Origin of the sequence: Cutibacterium namnetense (assembly GCF_001642025.1) — a bacterium.
Classification (GTDB): domain Bacteria; phylum Actinomycetota; class Actinomycetes; order Propionibacteriales; family Propionibacteriaceae; genus Cutibacterium; species Cutibacterium namnetense.
The window spans coordinates 307,812-328,706 of the sequence record NZ_LWHO01000001.1 but is presented as its reverse complement, the minus strand read 5'-3'; the positions used below and the strand labels follow the sequence as shown (position 1 = coordinate 328,706).

Here is a 20,895-nt window from a genome sequence, read left to right as displayed (position 1 = left end):
TGGGGCATGCCGTGGACACAAAAAGGGCTCCCCGCGCACCCGGTAGAGCCAACCTACCCTTGCTACCTCTCGGTCCTGGGGGAGTTCAGTCAGGTGCCGCCGCACGGGGAACCGAGTCCCACTCTAACCGACGCCCTATCCAGGGAACAACCCGTGGTAATGCTGCGCGCATCATCATCGGCTGCAACAACGCGTGGCTCGCCATAGCATTGCTGACACGTTTTCCACAGCAAGGGAGGCATGATGACGAGGATCGACGTGTGGCTATGGTCGGTGCGCGCTTACAAGTCCCGATCGTTGGCCACCGACGCCGTCAAAGGCGGCCATATTCGCCTCAATGGGGATCCAGTCAAGCCCTCCCACGACGTAAAACCCGGCGATACCGTCACCATTCACACCCCGGGATGGGACCGGGTTCTCAAGGTTGTCAACCCAATCGCCAAGCGGGTCGGCGCCAAACTCGCGGTCGAGGCCTACGAGGACCTGTCGGCTCCCCGACCCGCCTATCTGTCGGCTCCCCTTGCTCGCCGCGACCGTGGGGCTGGACGACCGACCAAGAAGGACCGTCGCGAGATCGATCGGCTCCGTGGTCGGGACTCCCATTACTAAGAGTCCATCGTCGGGTCCCGGAGCACAACCCGCAGGCAAATTGGCGCCGCGCGCCGAACCCATGTATCTTACTCGGCGGAGGATTCGCCTAGAGGCCTATGGCGCTCGCTTGGAAAGCGGGTTGGGTTCACGCCCTCACGAGTTCGAATCTCGTATCCTCCGCGGTTAGCCCGTCCCTCGGTTCGCCAGGGGCGGGCTCGTTTTGTTTCGGGTTGGTGCGATGGGCGTGCGCACGGCCTGCTCGTCTTGGCTGGTGGTAATCTTTCGCCATCAGCTAAAGGACTTTTCGGATCAGCAAGGATCATGACGTGGTCGATTTCAGTATTTTCGGCGACTATCAGAATCCGGTGGAATTCAACTTCTCAACCGCCGAGGGGTTCTCGTCCCAGCTACGGTGGACTTCACAGCGGATAAATATCTTCCACGCGCGTACACCTCGTGTCGAATCCATTGCTGCAAGAGAATTCCGAGGTTTCTTCGCGACTGTCTTCGCGCAGAACATGCAGGTGTGCTCGGCGGATGCCGAGGCGTTGTCGGAGGCATTGACTGCCGCCGCTGACATAGTGGACTATCTTACCGAGCAGGCTCGACTCGAGAACGAGCGACGACAAAAGGTCCGCGACTTCGCGGCGCAGCATGACGATTTTGGCGATCATGTGCGGGATTTCTTCACAGGTGTGGATGTCCCGCCCAATCTCACGCCCGCCGAGCCTCCGCCGCCCCAGTTGCTCCGCCTGCCTTTGACACGCCAGCGTCAGCAAGATCGGTCGATCCGAGGCTCATCGGGTGGAGTATCTGCGGCGGACCCCAAGGATCTCACCAGTGCCGCACAGGTGTTGGGGGAAGCCGCAGCACAGGTACCCTCGGGATCAGTCCTGGCGGGCTGGTTCGACGACTTCACCTCCCAGTGCAAGTACGGCACCGTGGAGGTCGGGGATCTGTTCGTGCAGCTGGATCGGTGGCGGGGCCTCAATGACGGAGACGTCGAGTGGTTGCACGCGGTAGCCAAGGCGTTTCAAGCTGCTGGCTCTGGTGTTATTACTTTGCCTAACTCTGCCCTGCGAGCCGCCTTGAGAGCTGCTGGAACCCCTTTGTGGCGTACCGATCTCGACATCACATCCCCGGGGCTGTCGGGTATTGATCCGCGCACTGGGTACCTTGAGGATCCCATTAACTCGGCAACCGGGAATTTCATCGAGCCCGAGACCGATCTGGCCTTCGCGGCAGCGTCATCCCCCCTCGCCCTCAGCAGGATGTACAACTCTATCCAGGCTGTTCGGGGACAGGGTGGGGTTTTCGGCCCGGGGTGGGCCAGCATCCTTGACCAGTGCCTGCTCGTCAAGCCGGGGTGCGTCGAGTGGGTGCGTGAGGATGGCAGGCATATCGTCTTCGCGGTGGAGGCTGCACCGACAGCAGTCCTACCGACGACCAATCAGCTACCCAATCCGGCAGAGGAAGACGAAAAGCCTGTCGAACAGTGGCGAGCTCAGGGTGAGAATCTGTGGCTCAGTCGGGTCTCTGCTTCCCAACTTCCGGAGTTCCTTCGCGATCCGGCCACATCACAATGGGTGTGGGTGATCTCGGACAACCGGGGAGGTCGATGGGTTTTCACTGAAGGTGGCGCATGGGTGTGCAGCGGATCTTCGCAAAGAGACGTCGTGCATACCGTGCGGGAAGGCGATCGCGTGACCGCGATGGAAACGTCGTGGGGCTACAGGATCTCGGTGTCGTATGACGGCACCAAAGTGATGTCGGCTGTTTCCAGTGATGGCCGTCGCTGCCGGTACTCCTACGACGACCAAGAGCGACTCGTACAGGTGGTCAGGCCCGACGGTTCACGGCGTTACGAGTGGGATGACACGCTCATCACGACCGTGGTGGATGCATGTGGCAACGCGGAGTGCATCAACAGCTACGACGACCGGGGCCGGATCACGTCCCAACAAGCCGCTAACGGTCGTACTATCCGTTTCAGGTATCTGCCTGGGGGCGTCACCGCCGCCAGCGATGCGGATGGCACCAATGCCAATACCTGGATATGTGATGCTCACGGTCGCACCACGGGTGTGGTCGACGCCCATGGTGGCCAGGTTTCGATGGCCTACGATTCCTTCGGCAATATGGTGCGTTGTGTCGATCGGGCTGGAAACGTCACCTCACACCGCTATGACCAGCGGGGGCGACTGACGCACACGGGCCTTCCTACTGGGGGCATGATCGACTGTTCGTGGGATGATCTGGACCGGCTTGTGAGCACAACCCTGGCCAATGGTGCCCAGACCACCTTCGAGTATGACGGCACCGAGCGTGATCCAGTGCGCGTCACGGATCCGTGCGGTGGCGTGACCGCTGCGGAGTGGAAGGATGGATTGCTTCTGCGCGCCACGAATCCTGTCGGGGTGAGCCTGAGGTTTTCCTATGACCATCATGCAGAATTGGTGCGCGTCGAGGATGCCCATGGGGAGGCTTCCCGCCTCATCCGTGACGAGGCGGGACGGATCGTCGAAACGATCTCGCCGGGTGGTGCCACGACGCGGTTCAGCTACGACGATGCTGGCCGCCTGGCTGCCGTGGTCACACCGGATGGCGCGACATGGGAGCATCGTTATGATGTGGCCGGTCATCTGATCGAGTTGGTTGCCCCCGATAGTGGGGTCACAAAGTGGGAGTATCACCCAGACGGTCAGATCTCCAGGGTCATTGATCCTCTCGGGCGCGTCATTGAACACTCCTACGACCACTTGGGGAACCTGGCGGGCATGCAGCTCCCCGACGGCAGCGCTTGGAGCTTCATCCATGACGCGCTATCGCGGTTGACGCAGGTGGTGGCACCGGACGAGGCCAGGTGGACGTATGCCTATGACGTTGATGGCAATCTTTCCGGCGTCACTGATCCAGCCGGTTTCGCCAGGGTCTTTATTGACGGTCTCACTGCCAGCACCGCCTCGGATAGTCACGGGCACCAACTCCACCGCGTCGATGCCGATCCCTACGGTCTTACTACTGCCGTCACCGATGTCACTAGCGCCCAGCAGATCGTCGCTCGTGATTTGTGTGGCCGACCGGTTGAGTTTCAGGACGAGTCTGGCGCGGTGACCCATGTGGAGCGCGATCTAGCGGGCCGCATTGTGGCCCTCGTCAGCCCCACCGGGCTGCGCACGAGTTACAGCTATGACGCGTGTGGGAGGATGGTTGATGTCACCGATCCCGCAGGCCGCGTGACGCGCTATTCCTACACCTCAGATTTCCAGGTGGCGACAGTAACTGATCCAACTGGCGAGACCGCGCGCTACGAGTATGACGCCATGGGACGTGTTGTGCTCAGTCATGTTCCTGGCGCTGGAGTGAGCCAGTACCGATATGACCCATGCGGCAGACTCGTGTTCAGTTGCGATCTAGTGTATGGACAGCGTCATTTCAGTTACGACCTTGCTGGCCAACTGGTGGCAGCGACTAACTCGGCTGGTGGCGTCTCGCAGTACGGCTACGACCGGTGTGGCCGACTCGTCACCCGCACCGATCCGGGTGGTGGCCTCACCACGTATCGGTATGACGAGTGTGGGCAGATAATCGCCGCCACCGACCCACTGGGGCGAATTACCGAATATACCTGGGACAAGTCCGGAGCCCTGGCCGCCATCACCCGCCCGGATGGCACGGTTGTCAGCCGTCGTCTCGGCCCTAAGGGCGTCGAGGAATACATTGATGACCAGCTGGTCAGTCGTATCCTCATCACGCCGACCACCCGCACGGTCACTATTGATGACTACACCGATCCTGCTTTCCCGTCGCGCCACCTGTTGGGGTACGACCCTCGTGGGCTGCTGTTGACCCACAGCGTCGTCCCCGTGCCGGGAGACGAATCGATTGTGGACGAGGGGCCACTCACCTCGTCCGAACAGTGGTGGTACGACGCCGAGGGGCGTCGGGTACGTCATCTCACGTTGACTGGTGATTCTATCGATTACGCATACACCAACACCGGTGTATTGGGGTCGATTCGCCACTCTCGATTGGGTGAGGTGAGCTTGGAATGGGACGCGGTCGGTCGTCTCGCGAAGCTAGGCACTCCTCTGGATCAACAGCAGTGGGGGTATACTGGTGGTTTCGTCACTAGCCACACCTCCTCCCGCGGGTCCACGACCATCAGTCGCGACGAGATGGGCCGAGTACTCCGGGTGAGCGCACCATACGGGGATTTCCGGTACGGGTATGACGATTCCGGCTCGCTCACGTCCGCCGACGGCCTTGATGGATCGAGCCGCCGATGGGTTTATGACACGGCGGGACGGCTCGTCACCACGACGTGTCAGGACGCCGGCACCAGTCAAACCTGTCACTACAACTACGACCTCGCCGGCGAACTCGTCAGCACGGTGACGCAATTGGGGCCTGGTGACAGCACAGTAGAGACGCACTACCGATACGACCCATGCGGCCGACGAATCGAGGCTGCATCCTCGGCTGGGATGCGCGAGGAGTTCAGGTGGGATTCACGGGGCTGGCTGGCGGGAGTGATGACTTTCCGAGCAGGTCGCTCACAGGAATTTGCCACACATGTCGACGCTTTCGGATGCCTGACCGACGTGTCCGGTCCTGCCGGACGAACCCCGATTGCGTGGGATCTTGCGACCGGTGAACCTCAGCTAGTCCAGGTTGGCGGCATACCAGCACTGCCACTTCCCGACGGCAGTGTTCTGACACCAGTGAGCGCAGACAGCGATCAGGATGAGCCGTGGCGTCGCCCAGCCACCGATCCCCTCGACCCGTATACGTTGATCCAGGAACACCTGACGGCGGGCATCAGTATGACGGGAGGTCATCTTGGTGTAGCTGGTTTGGCATGGATGGGAGCGCGCGTTTATGACTCCGCCACGGCGAGTTTCCTGACCATTGACCCGCTTGCGGCGCCACCAGGATCCTTGTGGGAGGCCGCCAGCTACGGATACGCCACCAATCCGCTCGCCCTGGCAGACCCGCTCGGTCTCAGACCCGTCACTGATGCCCAGATGCGCCAATTCGCTGGCACTATCGATACCCGAAACCTGTGGGACCGCCACATCCGCAACGTGTTCTCGTGGGAGACTCTCGGGGGTGTTAGTCTAGCCGCCCTCGGAGGAGTCCTGATGTGTTTTGGGGCTGAGGTGCCCGGGGCGATGCTGATCGGCGCCGGAGGCGACATGGTTTTCCAGCAAGTCGTACGCGGCCATGTCGACTATGGGGAGGTTGCCTTGTCGGGAGCGTTGGCACCTACGGGAGGCTCGGGACTCAGCGAAATCGCAGGTCTCGGAACTCGGACTCTCCTCACCCGCGGGATAGAAGCCGGCACGACCCAAGGCTACGTGATGGGCAACTACCACTGGATAACATCACCCGGGCCCCACAATGCCGAAACCTACCTAGAGCAAGTAGGCGGAGAAACACTCAGCGGCGCCGCCTTCGGAGGCATCACCGCCAAGATGGGAGGAAAAGCATACGACACACTCCCAGACTCAATACCCACCGGACATTTTGGACCCCATAACACGATACTCCGCGTTGGTAAACAGCCCGAGACGTTCATTCGAAAATACCAAAGAAACGGCAAACTGGACTTCGGACAGGCAACCTCATTCCGTGGAGCCACATTCAAAAGCAAAATCGCCATAAAACCCATCACAACCTACCGTAGCTGGAGTGACCCAGACTACGAGGTCGGCGGCTACGTGTCCCGGACACGACCAGCGGGACCCCTCCAAACCCAACTCGACCTAGCACTGGCCCCACAATGGGGCAACAAGGCAAATCACATCTCCGAATACGAGATACCACAATTCGCGCCATTCTACGAAGGTGCAGCCGGAGTGCAACCCGTCAAAGCCATCGAAGACTCAGACACCTTAGGCCAATTGCCCGGAGGCGGAAACCAAATACTCATCACCGACAAGCAGGTACTAGACCGATGGAAATCCAAGAAGTAGAACGTCCCTTTCGAGAAATCGATATATCCCAAGTAGGACCCATTATTATAAACAGCTTGACACAGATAAATCTGGACACCGGATGCATAGGAAAGCCAGGAGACCTGTTTTTCTCTCCAATCAAGTATGACTATATTCCAAACACTCGACTTACGATAACGATGTCGGAGCCATTTATTCTAGATATAAAAAAACCGCAATACGCAATACAAGCCGTTTGGTTCGTGCGGGTCTACGCCGCTGGTCCTATATCCCACTACGCCATGCATGAAGGACACAAGAGAAGCGAAATAACAGGAATCCACTACGTGGACATAGGGGATTATACAAAGCGGAGCCTCTTTAATGGCTGGTCGTGGGCGTTCAGTCATGAGCCTATAGAGCCTAGTTGGTGGCACCACCTCATTCCTGATAAATGGCTTTATTAGCATATAGTCGACACGCTCAATGAAACAGTGCTGCTCTCTCACTGGATTGGTAACGCCGAAAGTGAAATGGTTTTCCAGCAGATTACACACGGCCACGTCGACTACGGAGAGGCTGTCTTATCGGGAGTCCTGGAACCCATCGCAGGCCCCATATCCGGCAAAATCGCAGGTCCCGGAACTCAAACTCTCCTCTCCCGCGGGATAGAAGCCGGCACGACCCAAGGCTACGTGATGGGCAACTACCACTGGATAACATCACCCGGGCCCCACAATGCCGAAACCTACCTAGAGCAAGTAGGCGGAGAAACACTCAGCGGTGCCGCCTTCGGAGGCATCACCGCCAAGATGGGAGGAAAAGCATACGACACACTCCCAGACTCAATACCCACCGGACACTTCGGACCCCATAACACAACCCTTGGAGTTAGGAAAGAGCCAACAACCTTTCTCGCACGATACCACAGAAATGGCCAGTTAAACCTAAATCAGGCAACATCATTCCGTGGAGCCACATTCAAAAGTAAGATCGCCATAAAACCCATCACAACCTACCGTAGCTGGAGTGACCCAGACTACGAGGCAGGCAGCTACGTGTCCCGGACACGACCAGCAGGACCCCTCCAAACCCAACTCGACCTAGCACTTGCCCCGCAATGGGGCAACAAGGCCAATCACATCTCCGAATACGAGATACCACAATTCGCGCCGTTCTACGAAGGTGCAGCCGGAGTGCAACCCGTGAAGGCTATTAAAGGGTCAGACACCTTGGGCCAGTTACCCGGAGGCGGAAACCAGATACTTATCATCGACGAACAGGTGAAAAATCAATGGAAACCGAAGAAATAGAAGCACCGTCCAGAATCATTAGCCTTTCGGAAATCGGACCGATCGTTATAGGAAAATGGTCCGAAATTTACGTCGGTTCTGAATGCATCGGCAGGCCAGGAGATCTGTCATTTACGCCATCCAAATACGACTACATTCCGGGTACGCATCTGAAAATTCAGATGGTCGAGCCATTCCTCTTAAGTATCCAAAAACCGATTTACGCAATACAGTCAGTAGAACTTGTGCGCATATACAGCGCTGAGGCCATATCCTACACCTGCATAAATGATGCGGATGACGCAAGCAGGATAATTGGATCAGACTATGTTGACATATTCGACTGCACGAATCGCTCTATCCTTAATGCTTGGTCGTGGGCCTTCAGCCACGAACCCGTCGTACCCAAGTGGTGGCACCATATCGTCCCCAAAACGTGGCTACGCTAACAGTAAACCAAACATCAAACAGCAAAAGGAAGGTTCGCAAGCCGGGGAAACGCAAGATCCACCAGAAAATCACAACAGGGCATGTCAGCTACGCAGAGAATACCTTGTTAGATCCGCTATCACTGGTGGACAAACCCGAACCCTACTCACCTGCGGCATAGAAGCCGACACAACTCAACGATTCATCACAGGGAATTACCACAGACCACACCGGGGCGAGCACCGCCCCGGGTGCACACCTATCTTGAATTGGGTTTCTCGTTAAACCCTGAAGTGTTCGTCGAATTTGCACTCCACGGGTCTCCGATGTAACGACCATCCTGCATATAAGGTTGGTTACCCCCGGAGCTCATCGATTCCCCATACTGGTGACCGTCCTGGCCCGGAGCCTGCCATTCTTGGGGCTGCGGTTGCCCATATCCCGGGTGCTGAGTGGTCGCGGGAGCTCCGCCAGACTTCGCTCGCATCCTCTTCGCACGTCTCTTGTTACCAAAGTAGGAGGCAACACCCACGATGAGGCCAATGAGGCCCCCTCTGATGCCATGCCTCCCGTAGCCCCTCCAGAAAGACGAACCCGCCGCCGCACCGGTAGGTCGCTCGCTCACTGCCTTCAACCCCGATGTAGAGTCCTTGATATCAGTCCACGTGACAGTATTGCCGTCAACACTGCTTGAACCCGAGTGGCTAATCACCTTACCAGGGAACGTTACCGAGACTTTAAAGTCACCTACCTCGATTTTATCAAGCCGAGCATCCTCGAAAAATTTCTTACCAATGGACAGTGACACCTTGTCCGCATCAAAAGTCAATCCCAATCCAGCGCCCCGCGCGTCATCTGCAGTGGTGGTCATCGTGAATTTGCAGCCAACGTATTCCTTGTCCTCGACGAACTCAGCTTTTACGCCGTGTTGCTTGTCGGAGGCAGACACATCGAACGTCTTGTCGCAATCGGAGAAATCTGAGAGTTTCTTCCCTGCCTCCTCTAGATCTGCTCTAGAGACACCGTAAACGAACGTGGAGCGGACGTGATCCTCATCTCTAATCTCCATGCCATAGTTGAATTTCGCGGCACCCATGACAACAGGAGCAAGCAGAACCACCAAACAGCACCTCACCGGGCGCGGCAGATTGAACATAGCCCATATTAAATCATGAACGGGAGACCTGTGCCTTCAGGTTTGAGCGTGGCGCTCACGGCTCAACCTGGCGAGCAGCCGGCATCAGTCATGGCAGTCTCATGACGTGCGAAGTGGCGATGACTCAGTTTCTCGGCTGCACGGGGATATACCAACCGGCAGTCAAGGAGAATTCCTCGATATAGCACAATTCAAGATACCGCACAGAGCCTCGCACGGACTTGCGTCACATTTTGGCCGCAATCCCCCCAGCCGCTACGGAATCAGGTTCGGCCAGCTTCCCACAATCACCACGGCTTCTCAGATCAATACCAACAACGATGCCCGTGGGAACCCTTCCCAAAAACCACAAACTTCATGTTTCGGCCGGCCTCGTCACGATCCACCAGCAACAATGGTGATCGGGCTCTCCTGCACCTGATAATTCCCGATCTCTGCACCGATGCTGCACGAAGCCGGATGCAGAGCACTCACGTCGTGGCCGTTTGGAGTGATGGACACTGCGCCCGAACAACGATCCGTGAGCCGAACGTTCTCCAACTTGCCTCCTGTGATGTCGGTGAGGATGCTCGTCGGATTTGAGTTGAAAGGCGTGGTGTAGATCGGCGTCATCTCGTTCTCTCCGCCCGGCCAAGTGCCCAGGATCGTCACGGGGATCGCCGCCCCCTCCCTCACCCGAGAAGGCACCTTGATGCGCATCGCCTGCAACCGTTGCAGGGAGTACGCCGTCGAGGTCGCAGCGTCATTGTTCAGTGCCTTGTCGGTAGCTTGCTGCTGATTTTGCAGCCAAGTCTGCAGGTTTGCCTGGTTGCTGACCGCCGCTTCCTTAGCTGGGAATGTCGCCGTGACGGTCACCGGCTCTTGCTGTGAGAGGGCCTTCAGGGAGATCGTCCACCCACACCTGGCGTCGATCGAGGTGAGCGCCGGGCTGTGTGGCACAACCTCGGCGGTATCATCCCACGTGACGTCAGGGCAGGAGCTGGCCGACTTGATCACCTCGAGCACGTCTCCGCTGAGGGGCTGCTTGATGGTGTGATAGGTGAGGGCGTACTTCAGCGTGCCCCTGGTAATCGTCACTGAACGTCCAACGCTAAGTCCCGAGGGATACGTCTGGATCGGTACCGAGGCGCTAAGGCCGTCAACGGCCTTCGGCTCCTCCTTCCTGGCTCCTCCCCCACCGACCACCATCCACACGATGACCACTGCTGCGACGGCGAGAATCGCAGCAGCATAGACGACGATTCGATGGGTACGGCTCGACCACCAGGTCTCCTCTGGCTCAGTCTCGACCGGTGCATTGTCCGGCACCTCCACGTCCAGTTGTGGGCCAGCCTTAAGCATGGTGACTGACGCAGGCCTGCCCAAGGTGCGCAGATTCTCTAGGTCAATGGGGGCCGGGGCATCGTCGACAGCACTGACCGACTCCTCGTCGCCTTCGGGCACCGTCAGCGACGTAGGTTGCCGGAGCATGGTCATTGCGTGGGGAACCAATGCTCCTTCGGGCACGGTGAGTGGCGGCTGGCCCTCAACAGCAGCGATGAGATCACCAACCCAATTGGCCACATCGGCGGCAGGCGGACGATCGGCCGGGTCCTTGACGAGCATTCCGCAGATGAAACCCCACACCCGATCGTCGAGCCCCGGGATCACCGCCGGAGAAGACCCCAGATGACGCTGGACGACGGCGTAAGGGTTGTCCTGGCCTGTGCCGAACGGCAACTGTCCAGAGAGCGTCTGATACAGCGTCACGCCCAAGGCATACACGTCGAGGCTGGGGCTCAGCACATTGTCGCGGATGAATTCGGGTGCCATGTAGTGCGCAGTGCCAACCAGGTGCGTGGACGTCGAGGACTCGCCAAGGATCTTCGCGATACCAAAGTCAGCGACCTTCACCCCAGGATCGTCGACGTCATCGACGTTGGTGAGAATGATGTTGTCCGGCTTGATGTCACGATGAACCACGCCACGGTCATGGGCGTAGGCCAAAGCCTGGGCCACCTGCCCGACCACTGCCAGGCCCGCCGCAGGAGCCATTGGACCGTTGGCCGCCAGCTGCTCACCGAGGGTGGGGCCGGTCGCCAATTCCATGACGATTCCGAGCATGCCCTGGTCGACGATGAGGTCACGTACGGAAATGATGCGCGGATGCTCGAGTTCAGTGAGAGCGCGACGCTCGTTGACGAACCGCTGTACCAGTTGCGCATCATCGTCGAGGTCGGAACGCAAAATCTTGATGGCGACACGGTCTCCATGGACTCGATCGATTCCTTCGAACACGCGCCCAGAAGCACCCTGCCCAATCTTGCGAATGACCTGGTAGCCGGACCCGAAGTCGAAGGGTAGGACAGTGCTCACCGGTGTCCCTCCGTACTCACGGTGACGCCTTGGATAAGGGTGGCGGCACCATTCTGACATCCGTACCCGCGCGCCTCACTCATCGTCGCCACGGGGTGTCTCGGCAACCGCACACCCAGTAGATCCCCGTCGTAGTCGACGTCCGGCACGAGCAGCACTCCGAGCCGCGACTTGCGGATCTGCCCCGTCCAGTGGCTGTACAGAGTGCGCAGGTCATTGTTGCGACCCGCCACGATGAACAGTAGAGGCGAGTCTGGAGTGGCCAGCACTCGTGTCAGGACCTGACTCTCATCGGCCACCAAGTGCGCATCATCAATCATGACGATGCATCGCTCAGAGACAGCGCTCTGTGCCGCCACAACGTCGACCAGTTCTTCGACAAGCATGACGTCAGGCAGCATCTGATGTAGCGGCGAACGACGCGGAGCACCTACAAGAACCTTGGTATTCGGGGATTGCTGCATCAGCATCTGGTGGATCGCGGCGAGCATCGTGGACTTGCCGCTGCGAGCCGGGCCGCTGATGAGCACGTGCTCACCTGCGAAGGCTTCCAGAACGTACGGATTGAGGTCGGCCTCGTTGATGCCGACTGGTATCTGCCACGTCTCGTTGCTCGAGGAAAGGTGCCTGGCCACTTGTTCGGGCGCCACCCGTTTCGGGAACTCTTGCACCAAGGGTGGCAGGCAATCCACTCCCCAGAACTCGTTAACTGCCGCTACTGCAGCGTCGATGTCTTCGGGAAGCCCGACGTGGCCGTGATGCGCTCGGGTTGTCGAGACGAACCGCCCCGGCTGGTTGGCAGGGTGATTGTCCTTGTCAACGATCGGGTGATATTCCGAGGTATCGGCCAGTTGGTACAACCATTTTTGGCCGGTCAAATCGCTGATGGCCGGCGGCAGCGCCTTGAGACGGGTCGTCGTAGCGACGCAGTGAATTCCCATCGCGGGGCCCTTGGCCCAGACTTGATAGAAACTCTCAATGAGCGACATATCGGCCACATCGCTGTAGGCCTCACGCAGTGTGGCAAATCCGTCAATAAGAACGAATAGTGGCGGAAAGCTGTCATGGGGACGCGCGCTGCGCCGTTCTAGTTCTGCTGAGATGTAGCGCAACACTCGTTTCTGAAGTTGACGACTCTCACTGGTATTGCCCGGCCCGGCATAGCCGCGCACGTGGGCAAGTTTCTCCAACCGATCCAGCGACGCTGTAAACACGTCCAGGATGACGATGTCGGCCTCGCCGGGGGCATAGGTGTCGGCAATCCTCAACGCCAGCGCGGCCAAGGTGTTGGATGTACCGGATCCGAGCATACCCGCCAGGACAAGGTTCTCGGTGGCGAATTTCCATCCAGAGACGTACTGACGCTGGTGGTCCGGATCGTCAAAGAGTGCCACGTCAAGGATCGTTGGTTCCGAGCTCGGCACCACCTGTTGTTCCTGATGCATGGTGGGACGAAAATACTCCAGGACGAGCTCGACATGATCGGACAGCGGCTCGGGCCACACCCGACGAGCCGAACCGAGTCCAAGTTGCTCGTTAGCCTCAGTGATCCATCGGATGAGAACATCCATGTCACTAGCCTCGGCGGTGTTGGCACGGATGGCGTGCTCCTCGGGGGCGCTTCCCAAGGTCATCGGATCGACGTGAAGATCCTGGGAGCCGCTTGACCCGCTGGCACCTGTCACCAGTGCTGTCTGGATGGGAGTGATGTCCTCCTCGCCCAACTTGATGTATGCGCGTCCCTTCTGCTCTCGCCCAATGCTGGCCGCCAAGGGCACCCCAATGACGTTGGACGACTGTTCCCGGCTCTGCACGCGCAATGCAGTACGCATATTGGTGTTGGCTAGGATGTCGTCATTGACAACACCGTCAGGGCGCTGAGTGGCCAGGATCATGTGGACGCCCAAAGTACGACCGACGGCACCCAGCGAGACCAGCCCGGACAGCACGTCCGGATATTCCTTGGCCAACTGGGCAAACTCGTCAATAACCAGCAGCAGACGTGGCATCGGCTCGTCCGGGTTCGTGGCCAGGTAAGCGTCGATATTGTCGATACCCTCGCCTGCGTCAGCAAAACATTGCTGACGACGCTTGAGCTCAGCATTCAGAGCTTGCAGAGCCCGGAACGCCAAGGATGGCTCGAGGTTTGACAATGTACCGATGGTGTGAGGCAACTGGTCAAGGGTGGCGAAGGCTGCACCACCCTTGAAGTCAATGAGGATGAAGGTGAGATGCTGAGGGTCGACCCGGGCCGCTAATCCCGCGACTAACGACCGCAACAACTCAGACTTGCCCGAACCAGTGGTGCCACCGACTAGACCGTGCGGACCATCCTCAACGAGATCGAATACGAACGTGCCGTCGTCACACACACCAAGGGGCACGTTCGGCCCGGTAGATCGGTGCCACGACTCGACGATGGTGGACGCATCCATGGTCTCCCGGTCAAACCCCAGGATGTCGAACAGATGCACCAGCCCGGGAAGACCGCCGCCGCTGGTCGCCGCGCTCGGATCGTCGTACCGAGCGAGCCGACGTGCCCAGTCCTGTGCCGTATCCACGTCGATGCCCGCCGCCGTAACATGGGGTGTGCGCTCCGCCTGGGACGGGATCACCACCGTAGCCTCATTGTCAGCCTTGGCGTGAATAACGGTGTGGCAAGACGAAGGCAATTGATCAACGCTTGGTGCGACGATAATTGCGCTGACAAATCGTTGGGCAGCCTGCTCACTACGCTCGGGACGATACTCGAGGATGTCACGCAGTGGACAATCCCTGCCCTGAGTCAGCGCAAGGTCGTCAACCACGATGATCATCGACGCAGGTTCGGCAGTATTGAGGGAGTCACGCAAGCCACGCAGCATTGACGTCGCCAGTGTCGTATCGAAGGCGATAAATCGCTCGTGAGGATTGGTGCTTCCCGTTTGGGTATGGGGCAGCCAAGCGGTGAACCGCCAGTCCTCCGCCCGACTCTCGTCGGTGGCGACCGCAAGCCGGAAATCGGCTGGACCGCTCAAGGTGGCCAACTGACACACCAGCGAACGGGCAATGGCCAGGCAGTCCTCCCGGGATCCCCAGATCCCGATCGGGCCGGCATGCAGATCGATGAGAAGTGGAGTCGCACGCAGCACGGCCCGGTCGAACAGGGCTTTCGTGCGTGGCTGCATAGGGCCGCCATGCGAACTCGGAGTCGGCATATACGCAATATTGGCAGTCCCTGCGGTGGCTGTGTAGAAGTCACGATCCTTACGCCGAACCTGCCACAGGGTGGACGTCGAACCTGTGGCTGCGTCAATGAGTTCGTGCGGGTAGGGCACCTGAGCGCGCGCCCGAGAACGCTCACTGGCCGCTGCCTGCTCGATCTCGGCGCGTGCGGTCTCCAGGGCCGCCCGATACTTCTGCTCGTTATCCTTATCGGAACTCTTGTTTCGGCGCTTCTGCTCCACCCACGACCCGATGGCCATCACCGGTGACAGCAACGCGATGAAGGCATAACGCACTGACCCGAGCACAAACACCAGCAGCCCGGCCATCAGCAGTGGAGCGATGACCGCAATCCAGGAGAAGCGTGCCGGGCTGTCCGGATCTTTACGGACCGGCACGCTCACTTGTCCCGCGTGGGGAGGCAGCGCGGCACGTGGTGGCCGATTAAATACGATACGTCCACCGGCCCCAGCCGTCTGCATCGTCCCGACTACCCCGTGCGCACGTTGCGCCGCCCGTTGGCGAGGGTCGGTGAGCATGAAGCATACGCCTCCGACTGACAACACATCACCCTGTCGCATCGGCGTGGGATGGGTAGGGTCTCCACCGATCTTCTTGCCATTGAGGTAGGTGCCGTTAGCTGACTCATGATCGACAACCTGAACGCCATCCTCGGCGACGTTGATCACCGCGTGTGACCACGACACCGACGCCGATTCAAGCGATATCTCAGCCTCATCGGAACGCCCGATGCGTGCCAGCCCGCTGACGGGGAGATCGTACGCACGAGCACAGGTGGCGCCGCCGACCATAACCAGCTGCCAGTAGCCACTCACCCGGCGGTCCGCAGGTCCGGTTGTCCCCGGGGCATCGGACACCACTGCACCTTCACACAGTCCTACTTCATGGATTCCGAGGTTCTGGTCGACCTCCCGGCCGTCCACCCAGACCCGCTCAAAATGGCGCAGGTCGATGTGGGCACCTTCCAGTACCTCTTGAAGGGTTGTCGTCGGCTCGGCATTGGTCACGAAAAAGATTCGTTCGTGGCCTTGCTGCGAGATCACGATTCGCATTGTCTACCCCACCCATTGCACGGTGTGCGGCACCGCATGCGATCGATCATTGCCGCCGCGGCCTGCAGGGTCCATCCACCACGTCTCACTTCGTGGCTGGCACCCATGCCGGAACACCCTGCACGTTGGCGAGTTGCACGATCTGGACCCCGTTTTCGATCGTCATCTTTCCAGTGGCGTCCGGGCGGTTCACCAACGGCAACTTCGACATGTCGAGGCTGGACAGGGCAGTGCGCACATCCTCGGCATGGTTGGAGTTGGCCTTCACGCTACCTGCGATGAGTGTGACCACCGCGTCATGAGAACGTCCATCGGCCTCACCGGAATATGTCTCGAACGACTTAGACGGATCGATGACCGACTTCGCATTGGAGGCTGTCAGGTGGGTAACGGCCTCGGAGAAAGCGCGGGATTCCTCGTTACCAGCGAGGCTGACCGCCTCTACCCCGTCAGACGGCACCCCCAGGCTGTAGATCCCGTTGGGGATGGCACCGTTGCGCACCAGTGCCACAGTGCTTGCCGCCGAGGTCGCATGGGGTCCAAGGAAGATCGGTGCGGTCACCCCTCCAGCGCGCAAGTCGGAGACAATGGTGGGAGTGTCCGATGCCACCACAGGGCCAAGATCCTCGAGATACACGCATGTCTTGGGATCCTTCGCTAGTTTCTCGACGAACTGCTTGGTGACCTGCCCCTTGTTATCGACCGGGATGTCGGTCGTATCTGCAGCCCGCAGCCCGGCCCCTCGCGTCGCAAAACGCTTGCATCCGAGTTTCGTGGCCTGGGTTTCAATGAGGTCGTCCTGACGGGTGACGCCAGGGACCCCGAACCATGCACCGTCAGGGGCATGGTCCGGCCTCGTGGCATAGGGAAGAAGAATGGGGATACCAGCCCGGCTGGCCTCCTCGGCCAGCACCTCGGTGTGAGGACCGCTCGTGGCGGCAACAATCCCTGTCACGCCGGCTTCCTTAAGTTGGGCGATGGCATCCTTAGCTCCTCGCCCACTGCCTTTGTCAGAGACAACCTGAATCTCAACATCGTCGCCGCCTTGGGCCAGACGCCATACGGCCACCTGGGCCCCATGGGCATTCCCGATCCAACCTCTGCCCTCGCGCGGATTCTCCGTGTACGACACGACTAGACCGATCCGCACATGGGCTGGCACCTTGCCAAGACTTAACTCGACTCTGGGACCCTTATAGGGCTCAGGAGGCTGCGTGCCGTCAGCGTCGCTGCCTCTCCACGCCACGATCCCAGTAATCACCGCACAGATGACGACCACGGCAGCGGCGATCGTCACTCGTCTGGGCGACAAACCCTTCCGGGCCTTAGCCGAAGGGGGTTTTACCTGCCCATCTTGAACCTGCTCGTCTTTACCTTCACTCATGACGCGCGGCCCTCGATTCGTGCGCTCATCCAAGTAGCCGAAACAGTGCCGCCATTCGACTTGATCTTCAGAGGCGTCTCGAGGCGCGCCAAGCTGGCTCGTCTCGCAGCGTCGTCCACTTGGGTGTTTCCGTACACCGTGCGCTGGGTGGACTGGGCGACGTGGGTCTGGGTGTTGGCATCGGCCATCTTGTCGTCAGCCACAGTGAGATAACTAGCCGAAGTGCTGATGGCACCGAGTAGTCCACCGCCGCGGTTCGTGTGCTGGCCAATGTCGTTGAGGACACGCGCGATATCGCCAGAGAGCAGCTTCGAGACCTGTTCGGCGTCAGCGACGGCCCCGTTAGCAGTCTTCTTCGTCTCCGCGGAGCGCGCCTGCATGGCAGTGTTCATCTGACCGGCGAGATGATCGTTGGTCGAGGCGACTCTTTCATTGGCCAGTCCAACCGTACGGTCACCCTCAGCGGCAACGTGTTCCGACTGCTCGGTGAGATTATTCGTGAACTGTCCGAACATCTGTCCGATGGCCTGTTGCCCACGACCGCGAATCGATCCGACTCCCTTGAGCGAGGTTGCCAAGTCACCCGTAAGCTCTTTGTCAGCAGCCTTGCGTGTGCTGACGACAGCGGTGTCCAGATCAGTGCCCAGGGTGGAAAGTTCGCCTCCCACTGCTGCGGAGTACTTCTCCAGGTCTTGCAACTGCCTGGCGGTGGCCGCCATGTTGTTGTTGATGGACTCGATGTGCTCAGCAAGGGTGGTCATGCCAGCATTCCTCTGGTCCTCAGCCTTGCGAAGGGTGATCTCCAGGATCTTCAGTGTGGCGTCGAGATGGTCCAATCTGCGGGCCACTCGAGAACCAATGATCACCCCGGGATGGTGCATATCAGTCTGCTTGACCGCTTCCTCCATACCTGAACGAATCTGGGAGTTGGTATCCGCTAGGTTCGCAATGCTATGGAGGTGGCGATGACCCTCAAAGGGCACATCGGGGCCAGGATCCACAATCGGGCATGTCGTGGACGACAGCATGCCGACCAATCGGATCCCCTCTTGGCGATCAATGGTGTGCTGGACTGGCCTTGATGGTGCAGACGGATCCGCGCTCGGCGTCGGGCTCACAGAACTCGTCGGATTAGGAGTCGGAGGCGCTTCACGGGCCGGGAGAGTCTGCCCGGAGGCCAGGCAGACCTCGCGCTTCACGGCCGTAATCTGATGGTCCTGCTGATCCAGCAGGGAGAGCTCGTCTTGCAACTTTGTGTGGATCTGGTCGAGTTCAGCCCGGGTCGCGGTCACGTCATTAGTCATCACCGCAAGGGCCAGCTCCATTCTTTTCAAGCTATCGCCATAAGCTTGCGGGGAATCCGTTGAAAGGTCGTCGACGGCACGTTGTAGGTCCCCGAAGTTCGACCGCAGTTGCTGTACCGATGCCAGCATCTTGCCTTGGGACCCATTACGCAACTGCACGGCCAGCTGAGCATTCTGATCGGTGAGGTTCTGGATGTCCTGACTCAGATGCTCCTTCTGGGCGTACAGAGCACAGGACAGCCCATTGGAGTTCGTGGCGCACGTCTTGGCATCGGGATTTGTGGGGCCCAGGAACGAGGCCAGGTCGGCAGTTACTAGTTTCTGGCATTTCCCGCTCGTCTTCGACAAGGCATCCAACCGGGCGGACAGGCCGTGGATGACACTGAGAACATCATGGGCTGCGGGCTCATCGGGTGTCTTCTCAGATGACTCAGCTTTAGCCGTAATTTTGCAGGTGGGGGCATCCACCGATATTTGGGGCGCACTCGAACGCGGGTCCCCGAGTAGGCTCTTCATCGTCGCCGTGGTCTGAGCGAGCTGTCCGGCGATGAGTGTTCCCGTCTCGTGGTATGCAGCGCTGGTCTGTCCTGCGAGCTGGGAGACAGTTTGTGCCGTGGTTTTGGCATTGGTGTCAATACGAGCACTTGACGCTTTCAGGTCATTGATCGTCTTGTCGCCAATGTTGGATCCGGCCTCGTTGAGGCGCTGGCTGGCCAACTGAACCGCCTTGCCTGACTCATCGAGTACCTGATTAGTCTCAGTCAGGGTTTTGATGGTGGACATGACAAGGGCGTTCTCGTCCTTCGTTCCGACATCTTGAACACCAAACCCGGGCGTCACTGCGAGGTTCATAGTCGGAACGTGGAAGTCATGGGCATTGACGACCAAGGAGAAGCGAGCCACAGAGCCGAGCGGGTTAACGCCGGTGAGCGCAGCCCACTGCACCACGGTCTTACCATCCTTATTGACACCGATCACCCCATTTCCGGCGGGATCGGTGCGCTTGCTGCGATTAGCAGCAGTGACGACCTTGGAGGGGTCCACGCCATCAAGTACGGCGCTGCCAGCCATGGTCATCGGAGTGGAAATGAGAGCTTCACGGGAGAGCGCATGCCCATCAACATCAGCGCTTACCGTCTCCAAGCGGCCGGTGGTGTTGTAGATGGTCACGTCCATACCGACTGTCCCATCGACCCCGCTCACGAGGGAGGGATCAGAGGAGACCTTACCGTCATGAGAGTAAGTCACCATCACACGGAATGGCATGTGTGTGGCATCCGACGTCGGTGCGAGTGGGACTCCAGAGGAAGAACCCATACCGGTGACCGCTCCACGCTGATCTATGGTCATCGTGACGCCAGTCGATCCGGGAATGGAAGCGGGGCTTGCCATTACCGGACCAGGCGCTGCCACTGACAAAGCAGCACAACTACAAGCAGTAATCACGGCTGCGCCTAGGTACCAATGGTGGGATCGTCGCACTGTTGCCCTCCTTGCAACCCGCCATTTTTATTCGTCAGAAGCACTGGTGGCGTGTCTGGCCCTGTTGGCGGTATGATCCATACTAAATTCTGGTTGGTGGTTGCCGTCAACTAGGTTAGATTTTATGCCACATTGTCGTAGGAGTGTGTTTGATGTCTCGTGTGTTGTCTACTGATGAGGCCAAGGAGGCCATTCGTCAGATTCAGTCGATTGTTAATGGCGGGTTGACCGATCAGATCCAGGCGTTGGATAACCAGGGTCAGCGGTTGTCTGCTCCTGATGTGTGGGATGGCCCGTTGGCGTCCCAGTTCCGGGGGCAGGTGTGGCCTGAGACTCGGAATGCCTTGGAGAAGGCAAAGGCCGAGTTGGAGCAGTTGCGGGCGAACTTGCAGAAGATCGCGACTGATATCTTCACTGCTGGTGGTGGCCAGTAAGGATGCTTCTACGTGGTGGCGGGACGGTGTACCGTCCCGCCACCATTCTCCGTTTAACATCTCGTTTCTTCATAACTATGACGTCATGTTTATAACCATGACGTGACGTCACGAGAAACATTCTCTGAACATTTAGATGTTGTTACCACATCCTGCACTGTCTGATTCCAGCAGGTGTGGGGCTATCCGCCAGTGTTGTGTCTGTAGTGTGGGGTTTTCGTGTCTGATACGAGTGGCCTGGGTGAGTACCAG

The 20,895-nt window shown here is 59.0% G+C and carries 10 protein-coding genes, 1 tRNA gene, 1 other RNA gene and 3 pseudogenes; 8 read left to right on the top strand and 7 right to left on the bottom strand.

Annotated elements, in window-relative coordinates; genetic code table 11:
* Positions 1-19: 19 nt before the first annotated feature.
* Positions 20-116: signal recognition particle sRNA small type (ffs, locus tag A5483_RS01300), an RNA gene on the bottom strand.
* Between the two features lie 127 nt (positions 117-243).
* Between ffs and A5483_RS01295 the strand changes: the two genes are divergently transcribed.
* The 6 genes and pseudogenes from A5483_RS01295 (at position 244) to A5483_RS01275 (ending at position 8,271) form a co-directional block, all read left to right on the top strand.
* A complete protein-coding gene (locus A5483_RS01295; RefSeq protein ID WP_002549519.1) occupies positions 244-609 on the top strand; it encodes an RNA-binding S4 domain-containing protein in 366 nt (121 codons plus the stop codon).
* 77 nt (positions 610-686) lie between these two features.
* A tRNA-Ser gene (locus tag A5483_RS01290) sits at positions 687-771 on the top strand.
* Between the two features lie 146 nt (positions 772-917).
* The gene (locus tag A5483_RS11070) at positions 918-6,569 is read left to right on the top strand and encodes a DUF6531 domain-containing protein (protein WP_082863958.1); all 5,652 of its coding nucleotides are present in this window, start codon (positions 918-920) and stop codon (positions 6,567-6,569) included.
* Positions 6,551-6,997: a hypothetical protein gene (locus A5483_RS12090; RefSeq protein WP_082863957.1), complete on the top strand. Its 447-nt coding sequence runs from the start codon at positions 6,551-6,553 to the stop codon at positions 6,995-6,997. Before A5483_RS11070 ends, A5483_RS12090 begins: the two co-directional genes overlap by 19 nt.
* 54 nt (positions 6,998-7,051) lie before the next feature.
* Positions 7,052-7,843 (top strand): annotated as a pseudogene (locus tag A5483_RS12210) (hypothetical protein); the annotation flags it as partial.
* Positions 7,825-8,271: a hypothetical protein gene (locus A5483_RS01275; protein WP_063810786.1), complete on the top strand. Its 447-nt coding sequence runs from the start codon at positions 7,825-7,827 to the stop codon at positions 8,269-8,271. The pseudogene A5483_RS12210 and the gene A5483_RS01275, both read left to right, overlap by 19 nt.
* A 239-nt stretch (positions 8,272-8,510) precedes the next feature.
* On the opposite strand, the gene A5483_RS01270 is transcribed toward A5483_RS01275, so the two are convergent.
* From A5483_RS01270 to A5483_RS01250, 6 genes and pseudogenes are all read right to left on the bottom strand, one after another.
* On the bottom strand, positions 8,511-9,371 hold the full coding sequence (locus tag A5483_RS01270) for an LppM family (lipo)protein (RefSeq protein ID WP_417033712.1): 861 nt from the start codon (positions 9,369-9,371) through the stop codon (positions 8,511-8,513).
* A 411-nt stretch (positions 9,372-9,782) separates the two neighbouring features.
* Positions 9,783-10,475 (bottom strand): annotated as a pseudogene (locus tag A5483_RS12315) (serine/threonine-protein kinase); the annotation flags it as partial.
* A gap of 504 nt (positions 10,476-10,979) precedes the next feature.
* Positions 10,980-11,822: pseudogene (locus A5483_RS12310) on the bottom strand (serine/threonine-protein kinase); the annotation flags it as partial.
* The gene (locus A5483_RS11040; RefSeq protein WP_161485331.1) at positions 11,759-16,030 is read right to left on the bottom strand and encodes an FtsK/SpoIIIE domain-containing protein; all 4,272 of its coding nucleotides are present in this window, start codon (positions 16,028-16,030) and stop codon (positions 11,759-11,761) included. The pseudogene A5483_RS12310 and the gene A5483_RS11040, both read right to left, overlap by 64 nt.
* 94 nt (positions 16,031-16,124) lie before the next feature.
* A complete protein-coding gene (locus tag A5483_RS01255) occupies positions 16,125-17,423 on the bottom strand; it encodes a type 1 periplasmic-binding domain-containing protein (RefSeq protein ID WP_063810783.1) in 1,299 nt (432 codons plus the stop codon).
* Positions 17,420-19,993, bottom strand: a complete 2,574-nt coding sequence (locus tag A5483_RS01250; protein WP_193790409.1) for a hypothetical protein — start codon at positions 19,991-19,993, stop codon at positions 17,420-17,422. Before A5483_RS01250 ends, A5483_RS01255 begins: the two co-directional genes overlap by 4 nt.
* A gap of 85 nt (positions 19,994-20,078) precedes the next feature.
* Between A5483_RS01250 and A5483_RS12255 the strand changes: the two genes are divergently transcribed.
* Both A5483_RS12255 and A5483_RS01245 read left to right on the top strand, forming a co-directional pair.
* A complete protein-coding gene (locus A5483_RS12255) occupies positions 20,079-20,285 on the top strand; it encodes a hypothetical protein (protein ID WP_161485330.1) in 207 nt (68 codons plus the stop codon).
* A gap of 76 nt (positions 20,286-20,361) precedes the next feature.
* Positions 20,362-20,643, top strand: coding sequence for a hypothetical protein (locus A5483_RS01245; protein ID WP_063810781.1), 282 nt, complete (start codon positions 20,362-20,364; stop codon positions 20,641-20,643).
* The last annotated feature ends 252 nt before the right edge of the window (positions 20,644-20,895 follow it).

Coding starts and splice junctions, on each gene's coding strand:
- A5483_RS01295 (WP_002549519.1), top strand. CDS start 244: ATGACGAGGATCGACGTGTGGCTATGGTCGGTGCGCGCTTACAAGTCC.
- A5483_RS01250 (WP_193790409.1), bottom strand. CDS start 19,993: ATGCCATTCCGTGTGATGGTGACTTACTCTCATGACGGTAAGGTCTCC.
- A5483_RS01255 (WP_063810783.1), bottom strand. CDS start 17,423: ATGAGTGAAGGTAAAGACGAGCAGGTTCAAGATGGGCAGGTAAAACCC.
- A5483_RS01245 (WP_063810781.1), top strand. CDS start 20,362: ATGTCTCGTGTGTTGTCTACTGATGAGGCCAAGGAGGCCATTCGTCAG.
- A5483_RS12090 (WP_082863957.1), top strand. CDS start 6,551: ATGGAAATCCAAGAAGTAGAACGTCCCTTTCGAGAAATCGATATATCC.
- A5483_RS01275 (WP_063810786.1), top strand. CDS start 7,825: ATGGAAACCGAAGAAATAGAAGCACCGTCCAGAATCATTAGCCTTTCG.